The sequence below is a fragment of the Denitrovibrio acetiphilus DSM 12809 genome, assembly GCF_000025725.1.
Classification (GTDB): domain Bacteria; phylum Chrysiogenota; class Deferribacteres; order Deferribacterales; family Geovibrionaceae; genus Denitrovibrio; species Denitrovibrio acetiphilus.
Genome location: NC_013943.1, coordinates 2,840,089 through 2,864,427, shown reverse-complemented (window position 1 = coordinate 2,864,427; position 24,339 = coordinate 2,840,089). Strand labels below are relative to the sequence as shown.

Here is a 24,339-nt window from a genome sequence, read left to right as displayed (position 1 = left end):
TATGTTTAGAGGCTTTTGAAAATGTCGTAATGAGCACCCGCTGTCTTATCCCACCGGAATCCTGCTGAATGTGCCAGCCCCTTCTGAGCTAAAGCGTTCCTGGCATTATCAACCTGAAGCAGTGTGAGGATCTTTTCCCTGGTGTCGTCGATGCTGAAAGGATTGGCATATTCGGCTGCATCTGCGCATACCTCCTGCACGCATGGGGTTGTGGATGTGAGCACCGGAGCACCACACGCCATAGCCTCCAGCGGTGGAAGCCCAAAACCTTCGTACAGAGTCGGATAGACAAAAAGCTCCGCCAAGTTATAAACAAGCGCCAGCTCCTCGTCTGTGACATAGCCCAGATACTTGATGTTCTCTTTATCTTTTTCGATGAGCTGATGTATCTCGTCATTTCCCCAGCCCTTATAGCCTACCAGTAGTAGTTTGTACTCTGCCTTTACGCTGTCTGACAGGGATGAATACGCCTGTATCATCCGGCTGAGGTTTTTGCGGGGCTCTATGCTGCCCACATAGAGGATAAACTTATAATCCAGTCCGCTTTCGCTCCTGTATGCATCCTGAGCGTCCTGCGGATATTCTTTGAAAACACCGTCATTGATACCCAGATGTATCGCCTTTATCCTTTCGGGGTCGAAGCCTGTTATCTCGGCGACTTCAGCCTTCACGGTCTCTGTGTCTGTGATGATATAGTCTGCGTTTTTGATATTGTCCCAGAAGTTTTTATTAAAATAGCTGACACTCTCTTTCAGGTGCCATTCCGGATGAAGGTGCAAAGACATGTCATGGACAGTCACCACGGTCTTCTTCGCCTTGATCCCCTTCACAGGGATTATCGCAGGCTCCCAATACAGGTCGTATGTGTCGGAGAACAGGCGGGACCTGATGTCCAGCATGCCCCTTATCAGACCTTTGGTGAATTGGTTTTTGACCAGAATGTTGCGGATCATCGGCAGCAGGCTTTTGTTCTCGCCGGAACCGGATGATGTGATTATCTTGTCTGTGACTTTGCCGTAATAGTAATATGAATAGTCAAAACCAGCCTCCCTGGGCAGACGGGTGACTATCTCGTATGTATACCTGCCGATACCGGTCAGAGGAGTCAGCAGGCTCTTGGAATTGATTAGTAGCCTAGCCACCTAGCATCCACTCGATAGTATCATGGAAGTCAATGGTGTCCAGCTCGCCCACGCATTTGCGCAGGAGTGAGTTGTCGCCTATCAGCTTCTGGATTTCGTTCGGTCTGACAAACTCAGGGTTTGTGATCTTTTCGATATTGTGCCCTGTGACCTTTCTGGCATAGTCGAGCAGCTCGTCCAGCGAGTGCTCTTTACCTGTGCAGATGTTGACAGCGACCGACTTTGCATCGCATTCCAGCAGCTTGCGGTATGATGAGCATACAAAGCGCACATCTGAAAAATCTCTGATTACGGATGTTGTTCCCATCTCTATCACGTGTGCTTTCTCTTTGAAATGCTTGATGATCTTTGGGATTACAAACTTGTCCGGCTGACCGACGCCTGTGTAGTTGAAAGGACGTGTGATTATTATCGGCAGCTTGCCGAAAGACAGAGTCGCCATCTGCTCCATAGCCAGCTTGCTCACAGCATAGTGGCTCACTGGGAGTGTCGGGCATGTCTCGTCTATCACTTCCACATCCGGGTTGCCATACACGTTTGATGTGCTCGGCAGAAGGATCTTTTTGATATTGTCGTACTTCAGGCACTCTTCCAGCAGGTTTGCTGTGCCTATGGTGTTCACCTGATATATCAGGCTGACGTCGCTGCTTGGCACATATGTGATAGCGCCCAGATGGACTATATAGTCAGGCTGCACTGCCGCAAGGCATTTGGCAACCTGATCTCTCTTTGTTATGTCACAGTTAAAAGTCTTTTCGTCTGCATCGACATTGATGTCACAGCCATAGATATCATATCCGTGACTGCTCAGCTCACCACAAAGGTGCTTTGCTGTGAAGCTGTTGATGCCTGTTATGAAAACTTTTTTAGAAGGAGAAGCCATTTTTATTTCTCACAAGGTCAGCTTCAACCATCATTTTACAAAGCTCTTCAAGAGTTGTCTTTGGCTCCCAGCCGAGCTCGTTCTTAGCCTTTGATGGATCACCGATCAGCAGGTCAACCTCTGCAGGGCGGTAGAATTTAGGGTTTACCTTCACGACAGTCTTGCCGTTTGATGTGTCCACAGCGGTCTCGTCCACGCCTGTGCCTTTCCACTCCAGCTCTTTGCCCACAGCTTTGAAAGCCATAGTGACGAAGTCGCGAACTGTCTCTGTTCTGTTGGTAGCCAGCACATATGTGTCAGGCTTGTCTGCCTGAAGCATGCGGTACATACCATCAACATACTCTTTAGCAAATCCCCAGTCGCGCTTTGCGTCCATGTTGCCAAGCTCGAGGCAATCCTGCTTGCCCATCTCGATCTTTGCCACTGTGTCTGTGATCTTTCTGGTCACGAACTCACGTCCGCGGAGAGGAGACTCGTGGTTGAAAAGAATACCGCTGCATCCGAAGATGTCATATGACTCTCTGTAGTTGATTGTCATCCAGTGAGCATAAAGCTTTGCAACGCCGTATGGGCTGCGTGGATAGAAAGGAGTGCTCTCCTTCTGCGGAATTTCCTGTACCAGACCAAACATCTCTGATGTGCTCGCCTGATAGTATTTTATCTTGTTGTTGATTATTCTGATAGCTTCGAGCAGGTGAACTGCGCCCTTGCCTGTGATGTCGCATGTCGCAAGAGGTTGCTCGAATGATACACCAACAAAGCTCTGAGCTGCGATGTTATATACCTCGTCAGGCTCAATATCGCCAACCATGCGGATACTGTTTGCCTGATCTGTAAGGTCATATTCAACCAGATGCAGGTTTTCATGTTTTTCGATGCCTAAGTCTTCTATTCTCCAGAAGTTTACGGATGCAGTTCTTCTATATGTACCATAAACCTCATAGCCTTTGTTGAGAAGAAGTTCCGCAAGGTATGCTCCGTCCTGTCCTGTTATTCCTGTTACAATCGCCTTTTTCATAACTATCACCTATGTATTTATTTTAATCCTAATTTTGTTGTTAATACGTTTGTGCTCTCTTTCCATGTCAAACTCTTGATCAGCTTAGAGTCTGGTGTTGTGCCTTTATCGTTGCCAGCAGCCCACTCCAGAATACATTTTGACAAAGCTGATGGATCTTTTACATTATCAAAATAGAAAGCATGCTCTCCTGCCACCTCTCTGAATACCTCTATGTCTCTGGCTATGATTGGCATTTCATAGTATGACGCCTCAAAGATCGGCAGTCCAAAACCTTCACCTTCGCTAGGGATAAGGAGGCAGTTGGAATGCTCGTAGATAGCCTCAAGGTATTCATCACTGATCCCCTGAAGGAGCACCAGCTTGTTACTTGTTTGCTGGAATTCTCTCATCTCGCTAACGAGATCTTCCACCAGCCAGCCTTCTTTGCCGACAATGACAAGGGTGTAGTCGTGTCCAGCAGCCCAGAGCTCTTTGAATGCTTCGAAAGCCTGTCTGTGTCCTTTCCGTGGCTCTATTGTGCCGACCATTAAGAAGCTCTTGGATGAGTCCAACTGAGCAAGGACATCTTGATAATTATCAGGAAGCCCTTTAGATGGCTGGCTATTTTTAATATCAGAACCAAGGTGAAACCAGTCGATAGTCTGACCCGGCTTTACCTTTGGGTTATTATCCTTAATCCATTGGCGCACACTATTCTGCACTGATTGGGATATGCATATCAGCTTGTCTGACATAGATAAAACATTTACAAACCATGCATGATGATGATCGTATGTGAGGTCTGGCCACCATTGTGGGTGGTAGAGAGGCAATATATCATAGATTACAAAATAAAATTTGACACCTATCTGATTCCATTCATTGAAAAGACCGTTTTGGTATGCGTGTGTAACACGTCCGCTAAGATCGAGCCCAAAAAAGATGTCTGTACCCTTGGGCACTGGTCTGAGTTCTGGGTTATCTGCTAGTCTGCAATCCCAGTAGCCATCCTGATCAGTTACAACTACTGGCACGATAGTGTATTTCATGTCGGTCATGCTCTGCATCTCTTGCATAACTGATCTAACAACTCTTTGTATACCTGTCTTATGGTCTTGATAGTAAACTTCGCTAATATCCACAAAGAGAGTGTTTCCCTTGCTGACATAAAGATTTTGTTGTACCTTTTTTTCTGCAAGAGTCCGATAGATTTTGTTTTTTATTCTGCGTAATAAAGAAATTATCATATGGATCTAATCTCCAGTAAGTATGTTGTCTAAAAATTCATCAAGGTGAAGTATATTATAGAAATTTCTGGATTTTTCCAGTAATTGTTTGTAATCGTAATCTTCGTTTAGCATATTGATGAGCATTTCTACATCATTTTCGCTCTGCTCATTAGGCAGAACCTTATACCCATCAACCAGAAGCTCTGCAGCAGAGCTGAAATTGGTGCAAAGCACTCTGCATCCATGGAGCTGTGCTTCTATCAGCGGCAGCCCCAATCCTTCTTCGTCAGAAGGGAATATCAGTACTTTGCTTTTCTTGTATAGTTCTGCAAGTGTCTTTGATGTAACACTTTCGTACCAATGTATTTTATCGATACCGGTGAGTTTGTTTATGAAAGCACGAAGCTCTTCGTCGGAGCAGCGCTGCTTTCCATAAATGATAATTTCATCAATGTGCTCCACAGCACCATTAAGCAAATCTGCTATGCGGTATAAGCCTTTTCTCACATCGAACGGACCAGCAAGTACCACTGTATTGTTAGTTTTTTCTAATTGATCTGCAAACTTGAAATCTATGTAGTTTGGCACACAAGGGGGCAAAGCAAGCGAATCAAACGCAAGATAATCGTTATAAGCCTGCGATGTAGCTTTAGATATGCAAAGCGTCTTATCGCAGACCCTATTGAACATTCTAAAACCTTCCAGATGCTGATTGGCAAAGATAAAATGCTTATTTTCCTTGGTGACAGTGAAAATATTAGGGATAAGGTCATAAACAATCCCAAATTTCTTTTTTATGTTTACTGTTTCTCCGTGCAGGTCCAGCCATGGTGTTGTGAAAAAACAAGCATCGTAGGATTCTGCATCAAGTGACTGCCCGATTGTTGTTGATAAGATCTTGTCATTTGTCTTAAATGAATATATTTCGTGCTCATGTCTTTGGTATTTTTGTAATACCTCATTTGGAGTACCTACATAATACACATCTGAATTTGAAAAGTTGTTTAGTATATGATTGATGTCGAACCAGTATTTGCACCAGATTAACTTGTTATTTGAGTTGTAAAAAGTAACAAAATCTACCTTGTGTCCGTTCTTGATCAAGCGTAGGTAGACTGTCAGAATCAGGTTTCTGACGCCAACATGCATTCCATAGAAATTTTGTTCAACTATCAGCGCAATTTTCATAAACCTAGTCCACGTTTTATCGCAGCCTTCATGCTGGCAGGCATAACCCTTTTCAGCAGACCAATTGCTTTGTTCACAAGCCTTTGTTTAAAAGTGCTGTATGTAGGGGCTATGTGCACCTGGCATGTGTTATCTGCCTGATACTCTTCAAACGGCACAAAAGTGCTGGTATAAGAGTCGTTTATACCCAGAGTCATTGCGCTGGAAAAATAGTTCAGCCTTGGGATGACAGAGTTGTCAATCATGTATGATGCAAGCTCGACATCTTCCCCTTGATCCCAGTATATCAATGAGTTAAAACGACATTTCTCTGCGGTAGCTTTTTTTATAATCAAAAGCCCTCCGTTAAGAAAGACACCGTCATTGAAAGTGTTTTCGTCGTAGGAGTAGATGATTTTTGACCACCATAGGCGGTTTTCAAGCATGAGGTAAGATGGGAACAAAGCTCCGGATTCATAGTGCTGACGTATTGTTATAAAGTCATAATCATAGCCATAATCTTCGAATCCAGTGAAGAAATCATCTTTGAGAATGTATCTGTCGTGGACAATCATGAGGTTTTGATTTGAAGCAGCTGCTATAAGGTCGTTTTTCTTTTCAGATATGTTTGCATATGCAGTATCATATTCTTTTCCGAGGTACTTGACATCGTATGGCTCATATGCGGTGTTTTCTGGACCGCAAATCAGGATTTCGGAGTGGTTTAGCTCGTTTGATCTGATAGATTCACAGAAGCCAACTACATTGTCAACTTTGGTTCCTTGGGTCAGGACGGTAAACGTCCATTTCTTGTCGTGATAGATCTCAGGATTTGCTCTTTTGATCTTGATGACAAGTGTCACTTCATGCTCGTACTTTATCAGTGGGCGATGGTGACCAAGCTTGATCGCATTTTCATAGACAATTTCAGCCTTTTCAATCAGTGCATTTCTAAAAAAGAACTTTTTAAGGTTCATCATGTTGACATTGGGGTTTTCTTCCATGCGGATGACAAGGGTGCCTTCCTTGTCAAGAAGCCGGATAGACTCATCCAGCAGAACCTTCCACGCCTGAAAGTCTGATATCCTATGTTCGTATAGCCAAACACTGGAAAACTGCCCATGCATGCTCGGAGCGACACGCAGGTTGCTAGAAGAGAGTATATTCAAAGCATAAAAATTGAAAACAGGGTTGTCGCCAACCCAGGCGACTCGGTTTTCATCTGTCAGGGATTTCAGCAGTTTCAAATCTTTCATTTAATAATACCTAGATATTTTTCTAAATCTTCCGGTGTGCCTATACCGTGCATTTGTTCAAAATCTATGTTGTAGATGCCTATTTTTTTGTTTTTGGCTATAATGTAATTATACACAGGACATGTGTAAAATTCATTATTAACTCTGTCATTCTCTATGATCATACGAACTGCGCCGTTTACAAAATCGGAGCCTTTTGTGAAGAGATAGATACCAACAGTTGCATATTCAGAAATAGCTTCTTTCTCTTTTACTTCAGTGACAAGGCTTTTTTCATCAAGCTTTGCAAATGACCATTTAGGGTCTCTGTATTTATCAACGAAAGTAAGGATAGATCCGTCAAGCCCCCTATCCATACAGTCGTTGTAGTAATCCGCTATAGAAATGTCTACAATCTGATCTGAATTAGCGATCAAAAGAGGGATGTCATTGTCTATCTCCTCTTTAGCATAAAGCACAGTGCATGCAGTACCTTCTGTCAGCTTATCTATGGGGATAAATTTAGCGTTATACTCTTTTTCAATTGCTGCAACTGTGTCGGCTTCCTTCTCTAGATGATCTTTTCTGGCGATAAGAATATAACGTGCATCAGGTATATTCAAATTTTCCAGAACACGCACGATCATAGGTTTGCCATCTACATCAATAAAAGGTTTAGGTTTCTCATATCCTGCTGTTGCAAATCGGCTTCCTGCTCCTGCCATAGGTATAAGCACATTAACCATTTTACTTTCTCCTTAATTTCTCACTCATTTTTATGAAAAGCTTAACGCCAAGGTTCTTTTTCAGCGTTTGCAGTTCTCTCTCCTGGGACTCACATCTTGCTACTACGTTTTTATAGTCTTCAGCAAGTCTGATAGTATTGTGTAATAAATTATAGTTATCAGGGTCATTTTGTTCTTCAGCAGTTCCTAAGATGGCTTGATTTAGGTTTTTGATCAGGTTTTGATAGGCTGCAATTCTGTTATTAGCTTTAGCTAGTTGATTGTCTGTGTTCACAAACTTTTCTTCAACGAACTCAAGCTTGTCAGATGGGTAATGCCAATAATGCTTTCCGTCATACATGTGTATGCCTTTGAGGTTGTATCTGTCCTCAATCTCTTTATGGTCTATACCTTTTTTTCGAAAGAACAGATTGAGCTCTTTCGATGCAGGATCATTCGGCTTTAGGGCATAAACTTCAAAGTTATTCTCACTCAGCCAGAAGAAGGCATCCATAACAGTGTCTGCCAGATCGGTCACATAAAGTTGTTCTTCTTTCACAATACTGACTTCTATCATGCCTGCGTCAACCAACTCTGCTTTATTACCAAGTGATTTGAGCACGTTAAGGTCAAACCCCTGTACATCTATTTTTATAAAATTGATTCTCTCGTTTATACCTAACTCATCTAAAACGTCGTCCATTCTTTTGACTTCAACTTCGATTTTTTCGTCAAAGTACATGTCATTACGGGTTTTCCAGTATTCATCCTTGCTGATGTTGTCGTGGTTGAATTCCAGTAAGCTGGACACACCCCAGTCGGCATGTTTTGCAACATTAAGAGTATCTATCCGCTTTTCAACATCTATGGCGCAACGGACTATTTTAACGTTTTGCAGATTTTTATTTTTTATTAATGCCGATATCTTGTCGCAAAGCTCAGGTATCGGTTCTATGGCGATTACTATTTCCTGTGGATTTCTTTCGGCTGCATCAATAGCAAAGTCCCCATGATTGGCACCAACGTCAATTATCATTAGCTCTCCACCAGGTATTTGTCATCATTTGCACCAGGGTGCTTCACAACAACATTAACACTTTCTTCCAGTGCCTCAAAGTCAGTAGATTCGTTGGGTTCTATAACAATTATATCTCCGGCAACATATGTTTGTCCGTTCATTTTCACTTTTCCGCTGACGATAACGGTGATCTCTGTTGCGATCTTGTGGAAATGAGCCTCTTCATAGTCCCCTTTTTTATATGATTTCACAGCAACTTCAACGTCGTTTGTCTTCAGGAGGGTAGGGTCAAAATTGCCAACAAACCATCCCTTAAACATATCATCCAGTTTAGATATTTTCATTCAGTCCTCGATATTATTAGTTACAGATGAGTCTGGACTCGTACTCTTTTACCTTTCTAGGGGTATAGAATGTCACATAATCTTTGTTTTCAATGTGCACAAGTCCAATATTCTTATTATCCAGAACTAGCTCATTGAGCGTAGCAGATGTGTAGAACATTCCGTTTAAGGAAGCATCCTTCTCTATTGTGCGCATAGCTGCCTTGACAAAGTCTTTGCCATGCTTGAAATAGTAAAAGCCTGCAATAGCACTTTTGCTGATTGGTCTTTTTTCAGCGGTCTCAACCACCATGTTGTTTTCATCCTGTCGAACATACGACCAGCGTGGGTGTGTGGACTCAAAAGCTATGACGCCAGCGTCAAACTGCGAAAGCTTTTTCACACAATCACGAAGGTCAGCATTGATCACCTGATCCATATTGGCGATAATAAGTTGATCGTTGTTATCTATGTTGTCAATCCCAAGCAAACAACTGCAGATAGCACCTTTTGTTTCGCCTGTGACTTTGACAATATTACATTTACCGTCGGTAAGCAGGTTCAGTGTATTATCCAGATGAAACTTAGCACAGTCAGAGTTGTTTACAACAAAAGTAAAAACAACATCATCATCAATCTTCTGCAAATTCTCTATGACATGCTGAATCATCATTTCGCCGTTGATTTCAATCAGAGGCTTTGGATAAACGAATTCACCCTCAGGGAAAAACTTATTCTCCCCCGCCATCGGAATCATTATATTAAGCATTGGACATTTCCTCTTCAAATTCTAATAGATGTTTTTTAATATTCTGATAGTTAACATCTTCTACTGTGTCAACTATCATGACATTAGCACCGCTGGCTCTAGCTGCTTTTATGCCGTTTTCATTATCTTCAACGATCATGCACTCTTTAGGATCCAGCCCCATTCGCGCAATAGCAGTTGTATACATCTCTGGGTCTGGCTTGCTCTTTGTAACATCCTGATTAGAAAGGAAGAACTCTATATAGCCGTCCAGTGCTGCCTTCTGAATCATAACCTCGATGGTTTTTCTGATTGAGTTTGAGCATATTGCCATACGGTAGCCTTCATTTTTGAGCCTTGAAAGTGCATACTCATGAAAGAATCTTGGCTTACAGCTGGAGTATATTATTTCCATGGTGTACTGCTGCTTCATGTCATTTATAAACTTGTGCAGACCTCTGGGGAGCCCACGCTCCATGCTAAGCATTTCGAGCTTCTTCTTTGTAGGCAAGCCGTCATATGTCACCAGGTGTTCATAACGGCTGATCTCCATTCCAAAGAGCATCAATGCCTTGTTCAGTGCTTCATAGTGCCAGTCTTTAGCCTCTATCAATACTCCGTCCATATCAAATATTACTGCTTTTATTTTATTCATTAAAATGCAACCTCGCCTCTTCTGGATAATCTGTGCAAATCATAAGCTTTTCAGAATCAAGCTTTTTATCTATTTCTTTATATTCGCGCCATTCGGCTTGATAGTCTCTTTTGTGCAGGTCAGGTGAGACAATGCACACCTGTTTCTCGGCATTTATGTGTTGTTTAATTTTTGCTTCATCAATCCAGTGTCCATGAAACTCATCCATCCAGACACCAGCTGCTTTGTCATAAAAAGCTGGATCTAGCTCGTATTCACTCTGTCTGGTAAATGCAATTATATCATATTTAATATACTGCAGCGAATCTGGCAATGACATATCGAAAACAAAATAATTTGTTACAGAGTATTCGCTGAGCAAATCCATAAGCTTTTGTTGAAGTCCGTCCGCCTTTATATTCAGAGCGAGGGGGAGCCCTTTCCCAATTTCTGAATATATGTCAAAGAATTCTTTTGCAGAAATACAGTCCCCTTTTCGTGGCATGTCATGGGATATAACCAGTTCTCCGTCCAGATCACGAAAGTCTGTCTCGGTTCCAAAGCCCAGCTCGAAGCTTCTTTTAAAAGCTATAGGAGTATTTTTCTCATGTGTGTCTTTCCAGTAGCCTCTATGTGACAAAACAATCATTACACGCTCCTGACAGTGACTTTTGGCTTCAGGTTGCAGTATCCGTGGTAAATAATACTGTCTTTGTTAGGTACCACATCAATGATCAGAACATTATTATCCATGGATATATACTCTCTAAAGAATGTGTCACTATGTCCTTCGTTTGCAATGGCAACATCCACCGTGTAAGCGCCCGATATGATATTGATGTCAAAATCGAAGCTTACTTCTGCAATATCGCCCTTCTTCAGCTGTTTGCCCTGCTCACGCATACAGTATGTATTGGTTTCAAAAGCAGAGTTACCAAGCCTGTCTGTGATCCTTATGCCGAAATGAGCGTCATTCAGATCTTCTAATATCTGATAAGAGAATTGCAGGCTTACACCTTCTTCACTGACAAAATTCTTTTTATTTTCGCCATCTTTTCCCAGAATTTCTGCTTTGATGAGCTTAGCTTTTACTGTATCAGTCTCTACTTGGCGCGCGGTGTTCAGCGGCTCTATCTCCACATCTCTGTTGGAGTAAGAATTGACCATTCTTTCGTATTTCTGAGCAATGTCTTTTGGTGTTCCGTATGCAGCAACAGTCCCTTTCTTTAGCAGCAGAGCTCTGTCGCAAAAGGAACATACCGACTGCATATCGTGGGATACAAGCAATATACTCGTACCACTGTTTTTTATGTCTAGCATTTTTTGGAAGCATTTCCCCTGAAAATATACATCTCCGACACTCAATGCCTCATCTACAATCAGAACATCGGGAGTGAATGCGATCGCCACTGCAAAGGCAACCCTTGCCAGCATCCCGCTGCTGTACATTCTGGCAGACTGATCAAAATACTCACCAATTTCAGCAAAATCTTCAACTTCTGGTAGCACTCTATCGATCTCCGAAGGAGAAAACCCCATCATGCCAAGTGCATTTTTTGCATTTTGCCTGCCGGTAAAGTCCATGTTGAAGCCCATTCCAAGCTCCAGTATGGCTGCAACGCGACCATTCACCTGCACTTCTCCAGAAGTTGGTTTTACAATTCCGGTGAGAACTTTCAGCAGAGTGCTCTTTCCTGCACCGTTTTCACCGACAACACCGAGAGCCTCACCGGGTTCTACAAAGAAACTGATATCTTTCAGAACCTCATAGCTTTCTGACGGTGTGGAATTAAACCCGAACCAAGAAAGAAATCTGCTGATCTCACTTTTATAATATTTATATGTCTTATTGATATTTCTAGCTGCGATCCTGCTCATAGCACATCCACCATCTCAGGAGACGCCTTTTTGTAAAGGAAAAGTCCAAAAATCAGCAGAGCAAAGCTTGCCGCTGATATGATCGCAAGTGGAACAAACATCGGCTTTTCATTCAAAAGGATAACATTCTGAAATGATTCGATGATAGGAACCAAAGGGTTGAAATTGAGAACGTATCTTAAATTTTCTGGGATAATTGATCGCATATAAACAATCGGAGTTAGCCAGAACCAAAACTGAAGTAAAACCTGTACAATCTGACCGACATCCCGCACAAAGACATTAAGTATGCCCAGCACTAGTCCCACGCTGATAGCCAAGAGCAAAGTAATTGCGAGCAGTAAGGGGAGCCAAAATATGTTGATCCCAGGGACAAACCCGAGCAGAAGGAATATGCCTATTGTGCAAACGAGCAGAATAGACATGTTTATCAGGGATACTCCTGCCACAATTATGGGGAGCACAACCTTGGGGAAAACAAGCTTTTTCACATAATTGGCATTATCTAGAAATATACCGACGCATCGCATCAGGACTTCGTTAAACATTGTCCATCCGAGGATGCCTGCCATCAAATATATGGCATATGCATACTTATTATCGATCCCGGGGAGCTTGGCAGCCATCACGTTGGAAAGTATAAGGGCGTATACCAAAACCTGAACCAAAGGGTGTATCACTATCCACAGGAAACCTAGCTTACTTCTGGCTGTTCTAATCTTAAAGTCTGACTTTATGGATGAGATAATAAACATTCTATAGCTTATTATCTGTTTTAACAAGCTACCCACAGTGTCTAGCTCCTGTCATAGTCATCTTCCAGCCTGACTATGTCGTCTTCTCCAAGATATTCGCCTACCTGTACCTCGAGGAATACAAGGTCGATCATGCCTTGGTTTTCCATGCGGTGTACCTCACCCATGTTGATGTATACAGACTCATTAGGCTTCAGAAAGATTTCTTCCGAGCCTTTTGTCACCAGAGCAGAGCCGCTGACAACAACCCAGTGCTCGCTACGGTGATGGTGTTTCTGCAGAGAGAGCCTCTTACCCGGCTTCACGACTATGCGCTTCATCTTAAATCTTGGGTGTTCCTCCAGCACTGTGTAGGATCCCCAAGGGCGATAAGCCGTGGTGTGTATCTCAGTGAGCTGAGAGTATTTTTTATCTGATTTTCCACGCTTGTTCAGCATGTTTACTACATCTTTTACCTTTTGGGAGCTGCCTTTCTTCGCTATCAGCATAGCGTCTATGGTGTCGACAATGATCAGATCCTCGACATCCACAGTGGCGATAACTTTATCGGAATATATCATGTTGTTCTTGGAATTGATGCTGATGTGATGGTCCAGATCGGTATTGCCATCTTCTGTAGATGGAAGCTCCGTCTCCAGAGCGTCATAGCTGCCCACGTCATTCCACACAAAGGATGAAGGGATGACCTTCACACAGTCACTCTTCTCCATAACAGCATAGTCGATGCTGTCTGATGGGATAGCCAGCATGTCGTCCATGTCAACGTTGCATACTTCGTCTTCTATCAAGCTAGCCTCAAAGGCCTTTTTACTTTTGTTATAAATTTCCGGAGCATATTTTTCCAGCTCCTCGAGGAAGACTTTAGCAGTGAAACAGAACATACCGCTGTTCCAATAGAATCTGCCGGAGTCGACATACTCCTGAGCAGTTTTTGCATCCGGCTTCTCTTTAAAGCAGACAACCTTACGCACAGGTTCGCTGCTCTCTTCACTCTCGATGTAACCATAGCCAGTTTCTGGTGCAGTAGGCATTATACCGAATGTAACAATATAGCCAGCTTTCGCTGCATCCTGCGCCATCTGCAGGGTCTCTTCGTATATGTCCAGCTTCTGGATCATGTGGTCTGTGGGTGTCACGAGGATCACATCGTCAGGGTCGCAATAGAAACAGCCCAGAGCGATAGCAGGAGCTGTGTTTCGTCCAACAGGCTCCAGCACATAGCGCACACCTGCACCTGTCCCCTTTGCTTCTTCTATCTGATCCATAGCCATGAATACGTTTTCTTTATTAGCAATAATCATCTGTCTGGAACAGTTAGGTAGATTTCTGGATATCGTGTTCTGAAACAGAGATTGTTCACCTATTAACTTGCAGAATTGCTTAGGGAAGTTTTTTCTGGAGATAGGCCATAGCCTTGTTCCGCTTCCACCACAAAGTAAAAAATTGATCATAATGCACCCGTCTATATATTAATTGTTTCTTATCAGTTTAAGGAGCTCGTCACGCTTCTCTTCCATCAGGGCTATGTCACCCTTGCTTTCGACATTTAAGCGGAGAAGAGGTTCAGTATTTGACATACGCAGGTTAAAGCGCCAGTTTTCGAAAGCCATGCTCAGCCCGTCGGTATAGTCAACGTCCACAGCAGCGTCTTTATACTTTTCTTCGATCATGTTGATCTTAGCTTTTGCATCATCCACTGTGCTGTTGATCTCACCGCTGCATGGGAATTTTGCGATGTATCCCTCGACCAAGCTGGACAGGCTGCATCCCTTCTTGCTCAGCAGGGAAACAACAAGCAGCCAAGGTATCATACCGCTGTCGCAGTATGCAAAGTCTCTGAAATAGTGATGCGCACTCATCTCTCCGCCGTATACAGCGTTTTCCAGTCTCATGCGCTCTTTGATAAAGGCGTGCCCTGTCTTGCTCATCACAGGCTCGCCCCCTGCAGCGTTCACAACATCCACAGTGTTCCACATCAGCCTTGGGTCATGGACAATCTTTGCCCCTTTGTCGCTCTTCAGCATCTCTTCCGCCAGCATAGCGACGAGGTAGTACCCCTCGATAAACTCGCCATTCTCGTCAAAGAAGAAACATCTGTCGAAGTCGCCGTCCCAAGCAATACCGAGGTCTGCTCCGCTGCTCTTCACAGCCTCTGCGGTGCTGGCTCTGTTCTCCTCCAGCAGTGGGTTCGGGATGCCATTAGGGAATGTCCCGTCCGGCTGATAGTGCACATGCACAAACTCAAACGGCAGGAACTTTTCGATCTCTTCCATCACCACACCCGCACATCCGTTACCAGGGTCTGCAGCTATCTTCAGCTTGGTGAGTGATGCTGTATCTACATAGCCCAGAAGATGCTTGATGTATTCATCTCTGTGGCTCAGTTTTTCTATTTTTCCTTTGTTTGGTGTAGGGTTAAAGACTATGTCACCCAGCACAAGGTCGCGGATGTCGTTCAGCCCGCTGTCGCCGGATATAGGCTTCGACTGCTCACGGACAAACTTCATTCCGTTGTATCCCAGAGGGTTGTGACTGGCTGTCACCATGATCCCTCCGTCCAGTTTGTAGTGGAATGTAGAAAAGTAGACTTCCTCTGTACCACAGAGCCCAATGTCGTAAACATCGACACCCATATCGGTCAGACCCTTTGCCAGAGCAGCGGAGAGCATTTCGCTAGAATCTCTGACATCCATTCCTACAACTACCTTTTCAGGCTTTATAACTTCCGCATAAGCAGCACCTATGCGGTATGCAATCTCTTCATTCAGTTCTTCAGGAACTCTTCCTCTCACGTCATAAGCTTTAAACATTTTCCCCTCAATCTCCAAATTCACTAAGGAGCGCACTGCGTCTTTTCTCTTTAGTGAAAAAACTTTCCACACGTAACTTAGCATTATATCCCAGATTGTCTCTTAATTCAACATCTAAACCAAGCCGATTTGCCCCAGATGCCAGTGCAGAAGCCGATTTCGCCTCGACTGTGACAGCTTCCTCACCATCTCTGGCAACATAGTTAACACCTGTGTGCAGCCATGTGTTCAGCACAGCCTTGCCATACACCATTGCCTCCAGAGTCGCTATGCCGAAAGCCTCGCTGGGCAGGCATGAAGGGAAGACAAAAAACTCGCACCCTTTACAGAATATTTTTAGCTGGTCGTCTGTCACACCATTCACTATAAAGACCCTCTCCTGAAGCCCCAGCTCTGTGATGAGCCCGTCCAGCTCTTCCTGCACAGGTCCAGAGCCGACAATGACAAGGTTCATATCGCCTATATCCTTCATAGCTCTGATCATATAGTCAAAGCCCTTGTAAGGAACCAGTCGTCCGATCCCCAGCATATATCTGCCGTATTTCGCTTTTACATCATCTGTGCTCGCTTCGGTCTGAGTGGTGTCCACATAGTAGGAGCTGACGACAGTCTTGTCGGCAAAGGCGTTTAGCACATCAGAGTTAGTTGCCATTTCCGGATAGCTGATGAACACCTTGTCAGCCTTCTTCAGTGCCATACGTACAAAAGGATAAACCGCATGCTTCGCGATCTTTTGTGACACTATGTCCGAATGCCAAAAGTATATTAATTTTTTAGGTTTCAGCCCCAGAAGAACCAGCTCGTTCATGGGGTATGGATAGTGAGCACAAACGATATCGTGCTCCTTTATCAGCTTTCTAGCTGTGGAGATATATTTGAATGTGATTGGTGTGGACATGATCTCTGCCAGTTTTTTGCAATAGATCACCTTTGCCCCATACAGAGATTCTGTGCCATCCAGCTCGCTGCTGGTGGTCAGGATAGTATGCTCGTATTCAGGAGTCAGCTCTACCACAGACTTGATAGCCTGCTGGATACCTCCGCTGACAGGATAAAACTCTTTATATAAATGAAGAATTCTTTTCAAAAGAACCACCCGTTTTTCTTTTCAGTCGGTGATTGTAGATGAAATAGCCCATCGACACAAGTTATCTTGCACAATTTAACTTTTTCAACAGATCTGTCATCTCTCGCAATGCTGTTTTCATCGCTCTGGTGCGCATATTATTCGCAGCGCCAACAGCCATAGCCTTTGCTGTCTCTTCGCTCACTGCGCCGTGGTTCACCATGATGTTCTTCGGCACTCGGAGTATGCGCTCCTTCACATCATTGCTGTAGCTGATGATCCCGCCCATAAACACTTCGCTTGAGCCAGACACAGATGTCAGGTCTGCGCCGATCATTCCGCCTGTACAGCTCTCTGCTGTTGCGATGGTCACCCCTTTGTCTTTCAAAGTGCGGATCAGCACAGCAGCCAGCCCGTCGTCGCCAAATCCTATAAAGTGCTTAGGGAAGCTGTCTTTCAGCTTTGTCGCATAGTCCTCCAGCAGTGAATCGCCCCTAGTTTTGTAGAGACTTCTGAGTTATAAATTACAACTATCAGGAGTGCTCCATGAATGGCAAACGTTACACAGATGAATTTAAGATTGAAGTAGTCAAACAAATCACAGAACAAGGCCACAAAGTGAATGACGTAGCTTCTAGGCTTGACGTCAACCCCAGCAGTATTTACAACTGGATTAAGAAATATGGTTCAGACAATTCCGATTATAAAATCCAGTCAGATCATCAATCCGAAATAAACCGTTTAAAGAAAGAGCTACGTAGAGTCACTGAAGAGAGGGACATCTTAAAAAAGGCCGCAGCGTACTTTGCCAAAGAGTCCCAGTAAGGTACGCATTCATTTATGAACACCGAACTGACCACGCTGTGACAAGGCTCTGCTCAGTTATGCGTGTTCATCCTAGTGGTTACTACTCTTGGGTAAAAGAGCCTAAAAGTAGACGGCAGAAGCGTGATGAACACCTAATGGGACTCGTAAAGCAATACTGGATAGAGAGCGGCGGAGTATATGGCTACCGTAAGATTTATACTGATCTGATGGAATTGGGTGAATCTTGCGGCAAGAATCGTGTACATAAGCTCATGAGGCTGGCTGGCATCAAGTCTCAGGTCGGCTACCGTAAGCCAAGATATTCTAAAGGCAATGTATCTCATATAGCAGATAATTATCTTCAGCAGGATTTCGCAGTATCCGAGCCTAATAAGGTTTGGGTAACAGATATTACTTACATTCGCACTTATGAAGGCTGGTTGTATCTGGCAGTAGTGATCGATTTATTCTCTCGTCAGATTATCGGATGGTCAATGCAACATCGGATGCATTCAGATATAGTTTTAAAGGCTCTACTTATGGCTGTGTGGCGCAGAAAGCCTGATAATAATGTGATCATACATTCTGATCAGGGCAGCCAGTATACAAGCTCTGAGTGGCAAAGCTTTCTAAAGACACACAACCTTACATGCAGTATGAGCAGGAGAGGAAACTGTTACGATAATGCTGTTGCTGAGAGCTTTTTCCAGCTCTTGAAGCGAGAGCGAATAAAGCGAAGGATCTATAAAAATAGAGAAGAAGCAAGGCGGGATATCTTTGACTATATCGAGATGTTTTACAATCCGATTAGGCGTCACGGAAACAACGGATATCTATCTCCAGTTGAATTTGAAAAGAACTATGATATAAACAAGAAAAGTGTCTACTAATTCAGTGGCGATTCAAAGGTCGAAATGATCAATTATTTTTCTGCCAAATTTCTGCCATTTTCTTCCAAAATTGGAGCAAATCCACAAATATGAAACGAGACTCCAAAAATGGAATCCCTTGCTGAGTGCTACTTTCGGAGACATAACGCTCCAATATTGGACACTCTTTGCTTTCTGTGCTCCTCCGCCATTAAATTTTATTCTGTCAATTTATCAATATCTTACAAATGTGTCCAAAATCCTTCTGCCCAAATGTGGCCTTAGTTTCGTGTCGGTCGTCATTATTATGACTGTTTGCTTTTAGAACAAAAAAGATGCTACTATAACCTATTATGTTAGTGAGTAAACTCTATGAAAGATAACACATATGTGAAAGCTTTGGGTATACATTATGAAGGCGTACTTAAGAGTGAAATAAAAAAGAGCAATGATTACTTAAGACCTATTATAGAAGCTTTTGTTAATTCTTACGAATCACTGCCTAATCCAGTGCATGAAAATCAGATCATTATTCGACTTTATAAAAGAACTAACCCTACTGATCCAGATGATTCTATTTTTAATAAGATTGAAATTAGTGATTCAGGTGTTGGTTTTAATGAAGAAAATTGGGAGAGATTTTTAAATTACAAGGATGACAGAAAAGGAAAATTAAATAAAGGTTCTGGACGCTTGCAGTATGTAAAGTTTTTTAGGTGGGCTAATTTTGAAAGTTGTTATGAAGAGAATGGTAAGCTTATAAGACGAACCTTCAAAATGTCAAAAGAAGGAGATTTCAAAAAGAAAAATGCCCTTGTGTATCATATAAAGACTGAAGCAATAGAGGAAGGTATAGGTAAAGGTAGTAAAGTGGAATTTACTCAGTTATTGGATCAGAAAGATGAGTATGAATACCACAAGCTTAATATTGCTTTTATAAAGAATAAACTCATAAATCACTTTCTTTTAACTTTTTGCCTGAATCGAGATTCTTTACCTATGTTAAAGCTTGAGGAATATTTGGATGAGACGCTGATTGATAGTGATCTAATATCTGATACGGATATTCCTGAGGAAAAGTTGAAAACAGACATAGATGTCTCTTACTCAAAATTTTCCGCCGAAAACCAAGATGTCCTTTATACAGATGAATCAACAAAAATGTCTTTAACTTGCTTTGTAATAGATGAGGAGATATTAGCACAGAATGAATTGAAGCTGACTTGTAAAGGAGAGATTGCTGAAAATAAAATTGACTTAAAGATTCTGTCAGAAACGGACACAATTAATGATAAACGCTATCTATTTTTAATTTCTGGAGATTATCTTGATGAGCATTCTGATGATACAAGAGGTGAACTTGAAATTTATGATAAAAAGCAGTTCATTAATTTGGCACAAGGACAGGGCGGACAAATGTCCTTGTTTGCTTATCAAGAGGTCGTCTTATTAGAAGATATTCAGTCTCAGTCATGTAGTATTATTCTAGAAAAATTTTCAGAACTTAGAGATAAAGTTATTGAAAGAGACCAAGATTTAAATGCTCTTAAAGACATGTTTTTACTTGATGACGAGTCGATTGCTGAAGCTGATATTTCTCCAAAAGATAATGATAGAGAGATATTGAAAAAAGTGTATAGAGTTAATGCCGTGAAAGCAGCGAGACAAGATGCGAGTATAAAAAAACAGCTCGATTATATTAAAAATTTGTCACCTAAGTCAGAGGACTATTTAAGACTACTGAAAAAAGCGTCTAAAAATATTTCAAAACATATTCCAGCTGTTAATAAAGAGAGTTTGTCTAGATATATTTCTAGGCGGATTGCAGTTTTAGAACTGTTTGAATACACTCTAAGTAAGTTGAAGTCAGATAAAAAGTGTGATGAGAGTTTACTGCATAGCCTTATTTTTAAACAAAATACTCAAGATCCGTCTGGTAGCGATCTTTGGTTATTTAGTGAAGAGTATGTATATTTTCAAGGTTCTTCTAGAGGTGGTCCCCATATCCTGCACAGTTTTTAGACTGAAATAAGGTGTAAACTCTCAGTCATTCTATCATCTTTTTCCCAAATCTGAATCTCTAATCCGTTATAAGCTTCATATGGTGTCCTGTCTCCCAGAGAAGAATGAGGTCTTCTAGTGTTGTACATGTTGATCCAGCTCCCCAGTCCTCTCTTCAGATCGTGTCCGTTATCGAAAGCGTGGAGATATACAAACCCATATTTTAATGTTCGCCAGATACGCTCAATCATGACGTTATCCATCCAGCGGCCTCTGCCATCCATAGATATTTTAACACCAGCATCCTTAAGAGTCTGTGTAAACTCATAGCTGGTAAATTGGCTCCCCTGATCAGTATTAAATATTTCAGGCGTCCCGTATTTCTCAAGAGCATCTTCCAGTGCAGCAACACAGAAATCAGAGTCAAGGCTGTTTGAAAGTCTCCAAGTGAGAACTTTCCTGCTATACCAATCCATAATCGCCACAAGATAGAGAAATCCACGCCTCATGGGTATATAAGTAATATCTGAGCACCAAACCTGATTAGGGCGGTCTATATCCAGCCCCCTGAGCAGATATGGGTACTTTTTATGCTCAGGATGCGGATTACTGGTCTTAGGCTTCTGATAAACAGCCTCTATTCCCATCTTCTTCATAAGTCTGCGGACACGCTTACGACCAACATTGTATCCATACCTTTGAAGAACCTTGGTCATCTGTCTTGAGCCGAAGTCCGGTGACATCATAAACTGCTCGTCTATGATACGCATAAGCTCAAGGTTCAAAGCCGATTCTCCAGACTCTTGATAATAAAAGCTGGAGCGACTGATACTAAGAAGACGGCACTGCTTACTGATTGAAAGCTTGCTTCCAGAATTCTCTATCATAAACTTCCTCCGAGAAATACTTACCGTTTCCCGAAGGCTCGTTGCAAAAAATCTCGTTCCACCGTCAGTTGTCCTATTTTTGCATGCAGATCCTTTATCTCTGCTTCTGATATTTCTTCCGACTTGCTGGACTTATTGGAAAAGATTGTAGCCATCCCTTCGATGGCTTCTTTCTTCCATTTAGAAATCTGATTCGGATGAACATTATACTTGGCTGATAATTCCGATAAGGTCAGCTCTTCTCGCAGAGCTTCAAGGGCTACTTTTGATTTAAACTCGGCTGAGTAACGGGTACGTTTTGCTTTTGACATCGTGTGGTCCTCCAATATGCTTTTTCCACCTTAGCATACTGTACAGATTTCTGGGACCACCTCTTCTGATTGTAAATTTAAAGATATTGCTATAAATGGCAAAAAGCTTTTTAGTGATGATCTTGATGAGGAACTTGAGAAAAAACGTTTTTATTTCGACAAAGACTTGTATGATAAAAAGCCTGATATCTTGCTTTTTCCTAAGGAGAGGAAGTGCATTATAATCGAGCTTAAAGATCCAAAAGTAGATGCTGCTAAGCATATCGATCAGATTACGGATTATGCTTCTTTGATTCACAATTTTTCATCGGATGAATTTGGGTTTACTACTTATTATGGGTACCTAATTGGTGAAAAGTTTGATGATTTTGCTATACAAAGAAGATTTCCTGAGTTTACATCGGCAGAATCCTTTGATTATCTTTTTAGGCCTTATCAGAAGGTGACTGGGCTGAACAAGGAGCATGGTTCCCTGTATACTGAAGTTATTTCTTACACAAGTATTCTTGAAAGAGCCAAGCTCAGAAGTAAGGTGTTTATCGATAAATTAAAAAATCGCAACAGTTAACTTATGCTCATACACTTGTTATAGTGAGTCGCTAATAATGTATATTTTGATAAGTAATTTAAATTCTATGGTTCTACTGTTACGTATTTGTCGGCACACATGCCGAGTATAACAAAGTGGACGCTAAAAAGGTTTGAAATGATAAAGCCGATTAAAAATGAAACCGATTATGAGAAAGCACTTGCGAGAATAGATGCCCTGATGGACAGCGAAGAGAATCTTGATGAACTTGTGATACTGTCAATCCTTGTGGAAAAGTACGAAGAAGAGCATTTCCCAATAGACACTCCAGACCCTGTAGAGGCGATTAAATTCCGCATGGAGCAAATGGGACTTTCCAATAAAGATATTGCCAAAACACTTGGCGGTGCAAACAGAGCTAGCGAAATCCTGAATAGAAAACGAAGTCTGACCATCCGTATGATCAAAAATCTTCATAATGATCTGGATATTCCTTATGAAGCACTGATTAGCGCATAGAGATAGGTAGTACATATTACCGTACGGTAATGAAGTAGTGTGAAATTGTTAAAATAGTCATTTTTAATCCTGTACGGGAAGAGATCAATTATTGCTAGAGATAAATGAAACTTTTATGTATAATAGACTTAGATGTTTGACAGCTGAATATGACGATGGGATAAGAAAACAATTATATCTAGCTTGAAGTGAATCATGAACAGAATTAGGAGCTTGTAGCTAATGACGGTCATGATGAGCTTTCTGCAAATCAGCTCTGATTCTTTTTTTTGCCTGACTTTAAGCCGGTCTGGTGAAAAGAAAATTACAGTTAGATATTAATAACAAAAAATAAAGTAAGTACGGCTCGACAAGGCTTATAAATAATGCGATAGCATTGATGGTCAGTCCACTGCTTACAAAACCTACGAGCTTTTTGATTAAGCAATAGGCGTTGCACCTATTGAACGTGTGGTACATAGCGATGTCATTTCCACCACCATAAAAGCAAGAGATTAGTCTGGCACGGCAGGCGAAGGCAAAATAATCACAATGAGTAACCGCGCATCATTGTTTCTAATTAATATATCAAAACCATCAAAATTGCAAATCTGACAGTTGATTTGCGTCCAAAATTAGACATTTCCGTCTAAAAACAAATCAAAACTACAAAGTGCACCATCGTAATTTCAGCAGTACATCAATTGCTTATAAAAGGAGATGTGTTATGAGCGTGCATAAATACGAGCATACGAATGTTGCTGTATGTAGAAATTACGTATATAGGTGCGTGGTGGTGTTTTATGAAGTTTAGAACACAACTATTGATGCTAGCTGATGTAAAGCTAGATGAGTATAAGAAGTATTGGTCAGATATTGACAAGCTGACTTTTGCCCCGATGGTCGATAAAGCTGATTTTGAACTTCGTAATGTTACGCATCAGCTAACTGTTTATGAAAATAGTAGGGGCTATTATCTGGTGTATGGATTAGCAACATATTTATGTGCTTTGAAAGTTGGTGTTGAAAAGGTTCGTGTAAGAATCATGGAGGCTGTAGATGCACAGGATGTTGCATCTTTGATTTTGCGGGATTTATTTGACAACATGTACCGGAGGGTTCTGTCAAATAATGGACTCTACAATATCATGCTCGCAGAGACCGTCCGCCATGCTTGGAAAAGTGATGTTGCAAAAGGTGCAATGCTACTCATGGACAGCGGAGCTACAACTAAAGAGAAAGTGGCTGACATGCTTACAATCTTCAAACATGCGACAATATTCAACTTTGCGCAGGACAAAGGTAAGAAGAAAAAGCGGCATAAAACTGCAGATTTTGTCTTAAAGGCACACTGGCTATGTCTTGATGGGGATGAAGTTGAGGTGTCTTTTGACTCCTCAGGGCGTATCAGGCTGCTTGAGCTGATAACTGATGGATCAGCGGAGTTGTTGAATTACAAACCTATTTATGGAGATAAATATAAAGTATATGAAGATACGTCAAACGTTATCGAAAAGACATCGTTTATGGTAGCCAAAAACCAGAACTTTTACTGTTTTGATCTTTGCTCTCTGATTATATACATCAATCTGAATGATTCTCTTAACCGGGGAATCGTCAATACTTTTAGCAAAAACCCTAAGGGTGATATAACCGAAAATCGCACAACGATATCTAAAAACAATGGGGTTTTCCATGCAAATATTGGCGTTGAGGAATTTAAGTTTGTGCTTGATGGACGCTATTGTGTAGCAAGTAGTGACAAATGTGCAAAAACAAAGAGTAAGCTTTATAAGCATGCGATCATGCCGGTTTTGGGGTGAT

At 42.0% G+C, this 24,339-nt stretch carries 24 protein-coding genes; 5 read left to right on the top strand and 19 right to left on the bottom strand.

Translation table 11 applies throughout. The features are described 5' to 3' along the window. Nucleotides 1–5: 5 nt before the first annotated feature. The 18 genes from DACET_RS13595 to DACET_RS13510 all read right to left on the bottom strand — a co-directional run bounded on the left by DACET_RS13595 (nt 6) and on the right by DACET_RS13510 (nt 17,016). A complete protein-coding gene (locus tag DACET_RS13595) occupies nt 6–1,142 on the bottom strand; it encodes a glycosyltransferase family 4 protein (protein ID WP_013011943.1) in 1,137 nt (378 codons plus the stop codon). Next, on the bottom strand, nt 1,135–2,025 hold the full coding sequence (locus tag DACET_RS13590; protein WP_013011942.1) for a GDP-mannose 4,6-dehydratase: 891 nt from the start codon (nt 2,023–2,025) through the stop codon (nt 1,135–1,137). Before DACET_RS13590 ends, DACET_RS13595 begins: the two co-directional genes overlap by 8 nt. Next, entirely contained in the window at nt 2,009–3,043 is a 1,035-nt protein-coding gene (gene gmd / locus DACET_RS13585; RefSeq protein WP_013011941.1) for a GDP-mannose 4,6-dehydratase, read from the bottom strand. The genes DACET_RS13590 and gmd overlap by 17 nt, the downstream gene beginning before the upstream one ends. A gap of 17 nt (nt 3,044–3,060) precedes the next feature. After that, the gene (locus DACET_RS13580; RefSeq protein WP_169304246.1) at nt 3,061–4,101 is read right to left on the bottom strand and encodes a glycosyltransferase family 4 protein; all 1,041 of its coding nucleotides are present in this window, start codon (nt 4,099–4,101) and stop codon (nt 3,061–3,063) included. 177 nt (nt 4,102–4,278) lie between these two features. Beyond that, nucleotides 4,279–5,442: a glycosyltransferase family 4 protein gene (locus tag DACET_RS13575; protein ID WP_013011939.1), complete on the bottom strand. Its 1,164-nt coding sequence runs from the start codon at nt 5,440–5,442 to the stop codon at nt 4,279–4,281. After that, nucleotides 5,439–6,677, bottom strand: a complete 1,239-nt coding sequence (locus DACET_RS13570) for a hypothetical protein (RefSeq protein WP_013011938.1) — start codon at nt 6,675–6,677, stop codon at nt 5,439–5,441. The genes DACET_RS13575 and DACET_RS13570 overlap by 4 nt, the downstream gene beginning before the upstream one ends. Continuing rightward, nucleotides 6,674–7,402, bottom strand: a complete 729-nt coding sequence (locus DACET_RS13565; protein WP_013011937.1) for a glycosyltransferase family 2 protein — start codon at nt 7,400–7,402, stop codon at nt 6,674–6,676. The genes DACET_RS13570 and DACET_RS13565 overlap by 4 nt, the downstream gene beginning before the upstream one ends. Nucleotide 7,403: 1 nt before the next feature. Continuing rightward, entirely contained in the window at nt 7,404–8,417 is a 1,014-nt protein-coding gene (locus DACET_RS13560) for an FkbM family methyltransferase (RefSeq protein ID WP_013011936.1), read from the bottom strand. Then, entirely contained in the window at nt 8,417–8,743 is a 327-nt protein-coding gene (locus DACET_RS13555) for a cupin domain-containing protein (RefSeq protein WP_013011935.1), read from the bottom strand. Before DACET_RS13555 ends, DACET_RS13560 begins: the two co-directional genes overlap by 1 nt. A 16-nt stretch (nt 8,744–8,759) precedes the next feature. Then, complete coding sequence (locus tag DACET_RS13550; protein WP_013011934.1) at nt 8,760–9,491, bottom strand: glycosyltransferase family 2 protein; 732 nt, start codon at nt 9,489–9,491, stop codon at nt 8,760–8,762. Next, a complete protein-coding gene (locus DACET_RS13545; protein ID WP_013011933.1) occupies nt 9,484–10,125 on the bottom strand; it encodes an HAD family hydrolase in 642 nt (213 codons plus the stop codon). Before DACET_RS13545 ends, DACET_RS13550 begins: the two co-directional genes overlap by 8 nt. Continuing rightward, a complete protein-coding gene (locus DACET_RS13540) occupies nt 10,118–10,753 on the bottom strand; it encodes a PI-PLC domain-containing protein (protein WP_013011932.1) in 636 nt (211 codons plus the stop codon). Before DACET_RS13540 ends, DACET_RS13545 begins: the two co-directional genes overlap by 8 nt. Then, nucleotides 10,753–11,982, bottom strand: coding sequence for an ABC transporter ATP-binding protein (locus tag DACET_RS13535; protein ID WP_013011931.1), 1,230 nt, complete (start codon nt 11,980–11,982; stop codon nt 10,753–10,755). Before DACET_RS13535 ends, DACET_RS13540 begins: the two co-directional genes overlap by 1 nt. Continuing rightward, nucleotides 11,979–12,773, bottom strand: coding sequence for an ABC transporter permease (locus DACET_RS13530; RefSeq protein ID WP_013011930.1), 795 nt, complete (start codon nt 12,771–12,773; stop codon nt 11,979–11,981). The genes DACET_RS13535 and DACET_RS13530 overlap by 4 nt, the downstream gene beginning before the upstream one ends. Before the next feature lie 5 nt (nt 12,774–12,778). Then, entirely contained in the window at nt 12,779–14,188 is a 1,410-nt protein-coding gene (locus DACET_RS13525; protein WP_013011929.1) for a mannose-1-phosphate guanylyltransferase/mannose-6-phosphate isomerase, read from the bottom strand. 18 nt (nt 14,189–14,206) lie between these two features. Continuing rightward, nucleotides 14,207–15,547, bottom strand: a complete 1,341-nt coding sequence (locus DACET_RS13520; RefSeq protein WP_013011928.1) for a phosphohexomutase domain-containing protein — start codon at nt 15,545–15,547, stop codon at nt 14,207–14,209. A 7-nt stretch (nt 15,548–15,554) separates the two neighbouring features. Then, the gene (locus DACET_RS13515; protein ID WP_013011927.1) at nt 15,555–16,634 is read right to left on the bottom strand and encodes a glycosyltransferase; all 1,080 of its coding nucleotides are present in this window, start codon (nt 16,632–16,634) and stop codon (nt 15,555–15,557) included. A 61-nt stretch (nt 16,635–16,695) separates the two neighbouring features. Continuing rightward, complete coding sequence (locus tag DACET_RS13510; RefSeq protein WP_052293539.1) at nt 16,696–17,016, bottom strand: CinA family protein; 321 nt, start codon at nt 17,014–17,016, stop codon at nt 16,696–16,698. Nucleotides 17,017–17,159: 143 nt separating this feature from the next. Between DACET_RS13510 and DACET_RS13500 the strand changes: the two genes are divergently transcribed. After that, nucleotides 17,160–18,310 (top strand): IS3 family transposase gene (locus DACET_RS13500; protein WP_430640265.1). Its coding sequence is split into 2 segments (ribosomal slippage): nt 17,160–17,394 and nt 17,394–18,310, totalling 1,152 coding nucleotides; the frame shifts between segments, so codons are not numbered across the junction. A 351-nt stretch (nt 18,311–18,661) separates the two neighbouring features. Then, complete coding sequence (locus tag DACET_RS13495) at nt 18,662–20,311, top strand: hypothetical protein (protein ID WP_041229991.1); 1,650 nt, start codon at nt 18,662–18,664, stop codon at nt 20,309–20,311. Here DACET_RS13495 and DACET_RS13490 read toward each other — a convergent pair. Further along, nucleotides 20,308–21,488, bottom strand: a protein-coding gene (locus DACET_RS13490; protein WP_430640264.1) for an IS3 family transposase whose coding sequence is annotated in 2 segments (ribosomal slippage) — nt 20,308–21,207 and nt 21,210–21,488 — 1,179 coding nt in all. Because the reading frame shifts where the segments join, the coding sequence is not laid out codon by codon here. The genes DACET_RS13495 and DACET_RS13490 overlap by 4 nt on opposite strands. 166 nt (nt 21,489–21,654) lie before the next feature. On the opposite strand from DACET_RS13490, the gene DACET_RS13480 reads away from it, so the two are divergent. The 3 genes from DACET_RS13480 (at nt 21,655) to DACET_RS13470 (ending at nt 24,338) form a co-directional block, all read left to right on the top strand. Further along, complete coding sequence (locus DACET_RS13480) at nt 21,655–22,056, top strand: hypothetical protein (protein ID WP_041229990.1); 402 nt, start codon at nt 21,655–21,657, stop codon at nt 22,054–22,056. A 138-nt stretch (nt 22,057–22,194) separates the two neighbouring features. Then, a complete protein-coding gene (locus DACET_RS13475) occupies nt 22,195–22,536 on the top strand; it encodes a helix-turn-helix domain-containing protein (RefSeq protein WP_013011922.1) in 342 nt (113 codons plus the stop codon). Between the two features lie 782 nt (nt 22,537–23,318). Further along, complete coding sequence (locus DACET_RS13470; RefSeq protein WP_013011921.1) at nt 23,319–24,338, top strand: hypothetical protein; 1,020 nt, start codon at nt 23,319–23,321, stop codon at nt 24,336–24,338. Nucleotide 24,339: the final 1 nt, after the last annotated feature.